Source organism: Lysinibacillus sp. NPDC095746, assembly GCF_044763535.1.
Lineage (GTDB): Bacteria > Bacillota > Bacilli > Bacillales_A > Planococcaceae > Lysinibacillus.
This window is the reverse complement of sequence record NZ_JBIWGL010000003.1, coordinates 27101-32113: the sequence shown is the minus strand read 5'-3', so window position 1 is coordinate 32113 and position 5013 is coordinate 27101. Positions and strand designations below refer to the sequence as shown.

Genomic DNA, 5013 nt, shown 5'->3' with positions numbered 1-5013 from the left:
TACCGACAGCAACAAATGTTTTTTCTGTGGAAAGCGAAGCGACAGCAACAAATGTATTTTTCTGTGCGAAAGCGAAGCGACAGCAACAAATGTTTTTTCTGTGCGAAAGCGAAGCGACAGCAACAAATGTATTTTTCTGTGCGAAAGCGCAGCGACAGCAACAAATGTATTTTTCTGTGCGAAAGCGCAGCGACAGCAACAATGCGCCCTATTTGAACTGAAATCAACCTTACGTGATGGTGATGAGCCTTCAAATTAATAACAATATCAACATGGACTGCTATTAAATATTGAAAGAAGTGATTGTTGTGATTTCGAAGCGGCAAACAGTTGCCTGGCTTTCTCCTTTTCTAGTACTTGTCTTGTTATTTTTCTTAGTACCGTTACTGTATATGCTCATCACAAGCTTTCAAAATAGTGATGGTTTTACACTCGCACAATATCAAACTGTACTAACGAACGATTACATTTTACAAGGCTTTACAAATAGTATTACACTGTCTGTTATTTCGGCAGTCATTGCCTTAATGGTTACCCTATTTGCTGTTTATGCGATTATGAGATTTTCTGAGCCAGTGCGTGAGAAAATTTTAATACTAACAAATTTAACATCAAATTTTTCAGGTATTCCATTAGCTTTTGCCTTTATTGTATTACTGGGCAATAGCGGGCTCTTTACATTGCTATTCGATAAATGGGGTATTGACACATTTTCATCATTTTCTCTTTATAGCTGGGGTGGCTTGTTACTAATTTATATTTATTTTCAGCTACCATTAGCCTTAATGCTTTTATACCCAATTTATGATGGAATTCAGCAACAATGGAAGGACGCAGCAGCATTACTTGGAGCTTCTACATGGCAGTTTTGGATGAAGATTGGGATCCCTGTTATGCTTCCTGGGATTGTTGGAACATTTAGCGTATTGTTTGCCAATGCAATGGGAGCGTACGCCTCTGCCTATGCACTAACTAGCAGTAATTACAATTTAGTAGCCATTCGTATTGGTTCTCTTATTAAGGGAGATATTTTTGCACAACCAGAGCTGGCAAGTGCTATTGCAGTAATACTAGCAGTAACGATGGTGACGGCAATGCTATTGAGTGAGTGGAGCATTTCAAAAACAAGGAGGAAGTTATAATGAAAAAAAGAGGCTTTGCTGATTTATTTTTCCTCCTGTTAGTGGTGTATTTAGTGTTGCCAGTTGTTGCAACAATGCTTTATGCCTTTGCGACGAATTGGAATAAGACCATTTTGCCAGAAGGATTAACATTGACATGGCTTGCGGCATTATTTCAGGATGCAGAATTTATACAGGCGTTTGGACGTTCTGTTTTATTGTCTAGTGGGGCTGTCATGATTGCATTGCTCGTTATCGTACCAGCTATTTTTGTAATCGTGTTGTATTTTCCAAAATACGAAAAATTGATACAGATGGCTGTTGTGATGGTGTATTCATTCCCGGGAATTATTTTAGCAGTCGGGCTCATTCGTGTTTATAGCAAATTTGGTGTGCCGATGATTTTAGTAGTTTTAGGGGCATATGTCATCGGTATCCTCCCATACATTTATCAGGGGACACGCAATAGTTTGCAGAATGTTGATGCACGACAGCTTATAGACGCAGCGCAATTACTGGGAGCATCTAAATTGCAGGCATTTACGAAAATATTATTACCTACCGTTTACCCAGGCTTATTTGCTGGGGCATTATTATCGTTTTCCGTACTTTTTGGAGAATTTGTACTGATTAATCTAGTGGTTGGGTCTCGCTTTGAGACGGTGCAAATTTATTTAATGAAGAAGCTTAGTACAAGTGGACATATTGCTAGTGCAGTTGTCTTTATTTATATCGTTCTTATGGGCTTATTAACGTACGCTATTGCAACATTAACGAAACGATCGAAAGGTGCTACAAATCTATGAGTTATATTGTGATTGAAGGACTTCATAAAAAATATGGATCAACGACGGTTTTATCAAATATAAATATGAAGATTGAAAAAGGTGAATTTATAACTCTTTTAGGTCCGAGTGGCTGTGGTAAGAGTACAATCCTGCGTATTTTGGCAGGCTTAACAGATGCATCTGCAGGAAAAATTAACATAGAAGGCAAGGATATGAATCGTGTTCAACCAAAGGATCGCCAAGTTGGTATGGTGTTTCAATCTTATGCATTATTTCCAAATATGACGGTGAAAGAAAATGTAGCCTTCGGTTTACGAATGCAAAAAGTCAATACGGCTGAAGTGGATCAACGTGTTCAAGAAATACTTGAAATCGTGCATTTAAATGAAAAAGCGCATGCCTATCCGAAAGAATTATCTGGGGGTCAGCAGCAGCGTGTTGCCCTTGCTCGAGCATTAATTGTACGTCCAAAAGTATTGCTATTAGATGAACCGCTCAGTGCGTTAGATGCTCAAATTCGTAAGAAACTTCAAGCAGACTTACGAGCTATTCAGCAAAAGCTTGGTATAACGATGATTTTAGTTACGCATGACCAAGAGGAAGCAATGGCTGTTTCTGACAGAATATTTGTGATGAATAGTGGGATGATTGCACAAAGTGGAACACCTACTGCGATTTATACAAGCCCTGAAAGTGAATTTATCGCGAATTTTATCGGACATTACAATGTTTTTACGCGTCAAGCCCTTGAGAAAATGATTGGCGAGGCATTGCCAAAAGAATACTCAAAATTCGCGATTCGACCAGAAGCCATACATCTCGATCAGAGACAGGAAGATGTTTGTATGACTGGAGAGGCGAAGCAGTCATTAATGAGTGGCAATGTTATTCGGACAACGTTTGAGGGTGAATGTCTCTTTACGATGGAACAGCTACACCAACGAGGGCATTCGTTTGAGCTTGGTAAGCAATATGTGTGTTATATAGCGAGGGAAGATGTGATTGCATTATCATGACATATGCAAAAATTGAACGTTTTGAATTTATTTTAAAACAATTAGAGGCTGATGGAAAAATTGTCGTTGCCAATATTGCAGATGAATTACAAGTAGCACCAGAAACGATTCGTAGAGATTTTGATGAGCTGGAGCAACAGCATTTATTAACGAGAGTACACGGAGGAGCTGTAAAGTATACGAACGTTAGAAATGAACCAGCATTTTTACGTAAGCTTCAAATGCAAAAAGAGGCAAAGCGTAATATAGCTCGTTTAGCAGCTAGTCGTATAGGTGGCGGGGATACAATTGCGGTTGATACAGGTACAACGACAGTGCATATTGCAGATTTTTTATTGGCAGTCGACGATATAACTGTCGTAACCAACTCTATCGCTGCAGCTGTACAGTTTAATTTAGCGATAGAGGAGCGACGAATGACTGGAAAGGTCATATTACTTGGTGGAACGACAAATCCGAGACAATCCTCAGTAACAGGAGCTATGACATTAGAATTACTAGGAAATATGAATTTTGATAAGGCATTTATTTCGTGTGGTGGAATAAGTGATGGTATCGTGTACGATTATGATTTGGATGAATCATTAATTTCTAAAAAAATGCTTGATCGTAGCAAGAAGAACTTTTTATTAACGGATGCATCTAAAATAAATGGTAAGTCCTTTTATCAAATTTGTCACATAGCGCAATGCTCAGAAATTTTTTGTGATATAGCGTGCCCATTAGAGTGGCATGCGTATGAGGAAAAGTGGACGGTATGCAATGGAGGGAAATCGGATGGTTGATTATCATGTACATTTAGAGGAGGGGCCCTATTCATTTCGTTGGCTAGAGCGTACTTCTCAGGCAATTAAATTTTTTAATGAAGATGAAGGAGCAACAAAAGGCTCTAAAGCATTTATAGAGCTACAAATGCAGCAGTTATCAAAACGTTTACAGAATGGTTGCTATAGTGAGGAATGGTTAGATTTATATTTACAACAAGCAAAGCGGCTTGGTTTGCGCGAGGTTGGGATTGTCGACCATCTCTATCGTTTCAAGGAGACGCGAGCATACTTTGAACGTTATATGCAATTAGATGACAATGAAGTTGGTAGAGCTCAGCGTTACTGGCTTGATTGTGTCATGACAGAATGCATGGATGATTTTGTGTCAATTATTAATCGAGCAAAGGAAAAATGGAGACGTCAAGGTATTTCCTTAAAGCTTGGCATCGAGGCAGATTATTTTGTCGGCGGTGAAGAAGAATTAGCATCATTATTAGAAGGTTATCCGTGGGATTATGTCATCGGATCTGTCCATTTTATGGATGGCTGGGGCTTTGATAATCCTCAAACCCAATACATATTTGAGGACATGGACGCAGTAGCCTTACAGGAAAACTTTGCACGTTTTTTTGCTACAGTAGAAAAAATGATCTTCTCGAATATGTTTGACTTTGTGGCGCATTTAGACAATTTTAAAGTGTTCGATTATCAAGTGAAGGACACGGCTTTTCTTGACTCTTGGTATGAAAGAATTGCAAAGGCACTTGTAACCACACAAACTGCCACTGAAATAAATGCCGGTTTATATTATCGCTATCCAGTAAAGGAAATGTGCCCAGGACCACGTTTCTTGCAAATTTTAATGGAACATGGTGTAGCCTTCACAGTTTCCTCAGATGCGCATTTCCCAGACGATTTAGGCAAATACACATTTGCGAATACAGCTTTACTAAAAAGCTATGGCGTTCAAACAATTATTGGATTTGACCAACGCCAAAAACAATCTATAGAACTATAATAAACGTCGCCGTTGATGGATATCTTCGGTGATTTTTTATTTTTAGGCAGAATGTGATGGGCTTCAGTGAGATGATAGGTTGGTTAAGCAAAGCGATGGAATTAAAGTGAAGGATGGGCAAGCGAAGCGACGGAAGGAACAGACGAAGTGAGGGAAAGAGATCAAAGCGACGGAAAGAATCGGCGAAGCGACGGAAGGAATGGTCCAGGCGACGGAAGGAACAGACGAAGTGAGGGAAAGAGATCAAAGCGACGGAAAGAATCGGCGAAGCGACGGAAGGAATGGTCCAGGCGACGGAAGGAA

7 protein-coding genes are annotated in these 5013 nt (G+C 39.4%); 6 read left to right on the top strand and 1 reads right to left on the bottom strand.

Annotated features, from left to right (window positions below; all coding sequences use genetic code 11):
* The 6 genes from ACIQ7N_RS03205 to ACIQ7N_RS03180 form a co-directional block, all read left to right on the top strand.
* The coding region (locus tag ACIQ7N_RS03205; protein WP_402930276.1) for a hypothetical protein at positions 1–259 on the top strand (259 nt) is incomplete at its 5' end.
* A gap of 40 nt (positions 260–299) precedes the next feature.
* The gene (locus tag ACIQ7N_RS03200; protein ID WP_274068347.1) at positions 300–1142 is read left to right on the top strand and encodes an ABC transporter permease; all 843 of its coding nucleotides are present in this window, start codon (positions 300–302) and stop codon (positions 1140–1142) included.
* Positions 1142–1927, top strand: a complete 786-nt coding sequence (locus tag ACIQ7N_RS03195; RefSeq protein ID WP_402930274.1) for an ABC transporter permease — start codon at positions 1142–1144, stop codon at positions 1925–1927. The genes ACIQ7N_RS03200 and ACIQ7N_RS03195 overlap by 1 nt, the downstream gene beginning before the upstream one ends.
* On the top strand, positions 1924–2925 hold the full coding sequence (locus ACIQ7N_RS03190) for an ABC transporter ATP-binding protein (protein ID WP_402930271.1): 1002 nt from the start codon (positions 1924–1926) through the stop codon (positions 2923–2925). The genes ACIQ7N_RS03195 and ACIQ7N_RS03190 overlap by 4 nt, the downstream gene beginning before the upstream one ends.
* Positions 2922–3710 carry a DeoR/GlpR family DNA-binding transcription regulator gene (locus ACIQ7N_RS03185; protein WP_402930269.1) on the top strand — a complete coding sequence of 263 codons (789 nt, stop codon included), beginning with the start codon at positions 2922–2924 and terminating at the stop codon, positions 3708–3710. The genes ACIQ7N_RS03190 and ACIQ7N_RS03185 overlap by 4 nt, the downstream gene beginning before the upstream one ends.
* On the top strand, positions 3703–4710 hold the full coding sequence (locus ACIQ7N_RS03180) for a histidinol phosphate phosphatase domain-containing protein (RefSeq protein WP_402930267.1): 1008 nt from the start codon (positions 3703–3705) through the stop codon (positions 4708–4710). The genes ACIQ7N_RS03185 and ACIQ7N_RS03180 overlap by 8 nt, the downstream gene beginning before the upstream one ends.
* Here the strand turns inward: ACIQ7N_RS03180 and ACIQ7N_RS03175 are convergent.
* Positions 4697–5013, bottom strand: a 317-nt coding sequence (locus ACIQ7N_RS03175; protein ID WP_402930265.1) for a hypothetical protein, incomplete at its 5' end; no start/stop codon positions are given. The genes ACIQ7N_RS03180 and ACIQ7N_RS03175 overlap by 14 nt on opposite strands.

What these genes read in the sequence shown, in the direction of transcription:
- ACIQ7N_RS03195 (WP_402930274.1), top strand. Translation starts at nt 1,142, where the DNA reads ATGAAAAAAAGAGGCTTTGCTGATTTATTTTTCCTCCTGTTAGTGGTG.
- ACIQ7N_RS03190 (WP_402930271.1), top strand. Translation starts at nt 1,924, where the DNA reads ATGAGTTATATTGTGATTGAAGGACTTCATAAAAAATATGGATCAACG.
- ACIQ7N_RS03185 (WP_402930269.1), top strand. Translation starts at nt 2,922, where the DNA reads ATGACATATGCAAAAATTGAACGTTTTGAATTTATTTTAAAACAATTA.
- ACIQ7N_RS03180 (WP_402930267.1), top strand. Translation starts at nt 3,703, where the DNA reads ATGGTTGATTATCATGTACATTTAGAGGAGGGGCCCTATTCATTTCGT.